The 1,634-nt window shown below is 44.2% G+C and carries 1 pseudogene; it reads right to left on the bottom strand.

The features are described from left to right. Window positions 1-278 precede the first annotated feature (278 nt). A pseudogene (locus tag HMPREF2907_RS02075) lies at window positions 279-1,244 on the bottom strand (transposase). Window positions 1,245-1,634 lie beyond the last annotated feature (390 nt).

Raw genomic sequence — 1,634 nt, 5'->3', positions numbered from 1 at the left:
GAAACGCCAAGTGTTTTATTCTTAAATCTGTTCCAACCACCGGTACCCTGGTGTTGCACTTGAAATCCGAATCCAAGGTCGTCTGAAAAAAAGGTCGTCTGAAAACCGAATCAGGTTTTCAGACGACCTTTCTAATTGACGTAATGAAGACAAGCAGAGAACTTTACAAAATTCTTACTCCCGAAAGCCGAAATCCAAACAAGGATTTTAAGCTCTTTCTGTGCCAAATTTCTTTTTTTATACTCGAATACTGGTTAATCGGGTATTCGAGCCACCTTTTAATTTCCAACAAACATTCCTAGCCTGTTATCCACTTTCAACAGATTCAAATATGCCGCTCTTAGATGGCTTTGCGCATTCACTTTGAGCAGCCTGAAATAGTCTGCGCTGCTAGAGCGTAGCGAGATCGATATTTACGGTTTAGCGTACCGAAGTTTTTTTCGACCACATAACGGGTTTTCGACAAACATCGTTTACGCTTCATTTGAGCTTACGTCAGCGGGCGGCTGCGGTGATCTTTGCACATAATGCCCGTCGACACCTGATAATCTTCCAAATGTTGCTGGTTTACCTTGCTGCGTAGCCTTTGTCGGTATAGATGGCCGCACCTTCGACCAAAGGGAACAGATAGTTGTTGCAATCATAGCTATTGGCGGGAAAGATGTTCAGTTTCTCGATATAATTTTGCGCATCAGTGTAAGTATATTTTTTAACCGATTTTGTAAAGGCTGTTTTTCTTTGTTCGGCGGGCATTTTTGGTCTTGCTTGGTGTGGTTTGGCCACTGACATGTTTTTCCTCATCCGCCTCTTCGGTCTGGTTCTGTTTACTGCCAATAGTAGTGCTGCGGATAGTTTCTCTACTTTTAGACCTTTTCGGTCAATTGTCGTTTAATAAGTTCCAGCAATTCGGAAAAGGTGTTGCCTTGCACTCGCCAGTTGCGATAGCGGCATAAGGTGCTGTAATCTGAAATGTTCAGTTCATCAAAACGACAAAACAGGTTGAAATCGATACGGGTGACGAGGCTGTGTTCGGGTTCAGAAAGGTTGTCCCACTGGCCGAGCAAGACAGCTTTGAACATGGACAACAGGAGATAGCGGGAAGGTCACGGTGGTACCGGTTCTTTGACGATTCAGGTATGCTCGATCGAGTGTCAATCAATTACCTGATCCAACTTCAATAGTGGGTAAGCAGTCAATGTGTTTGCTATCATGGCCCGTGCAGTTTTTTGGAAGAAGGTATTCATGAGACATCCCCTAAATGTCTTAGTAGGAATTTTGCAAAGGTCTAAGTCCATCTAAAACCGATTTGCAACTCGAAACATTTACAAGATCGTATCTATTCTCTTTTGGTCTCTTCTTAGCCTTTTTGATCTTCTCTTCCCCCTCAAAAGCTCTCTACCCCTACCTCCCCTGACCGCTATCCACAGCAATGAACGTGAACGCGATATTTGGCGGAGACGCGGTTAGCATTGTCCGCGAACGGAGCAGGCAGTTTCAATAATTTTTATAGGCACGAAGACCGTCCAACTCCAGTCTGCATTCGGACGGCCTTTTCATTACCCAATTTACTACGCATATTCCTGTTCTAGAGGGGCACTCGGGTTTATTTTTTAGGTGCCGGGACGGCGTTTTTA

The organism is Neisseria sp. HMSC055H02 (assembly GCF_001813335.1).
Taxonomy (GTDB): domain Bacteria; phylum Pseudomonadota; class Gammaproteobacteria; order Burkholderiales; family Neisseriaceae; genus Neisseria; species Neisseria sicca_C.
This window is presented reverse-complemented; position numbering and strand designations above follow the sequence as displayed.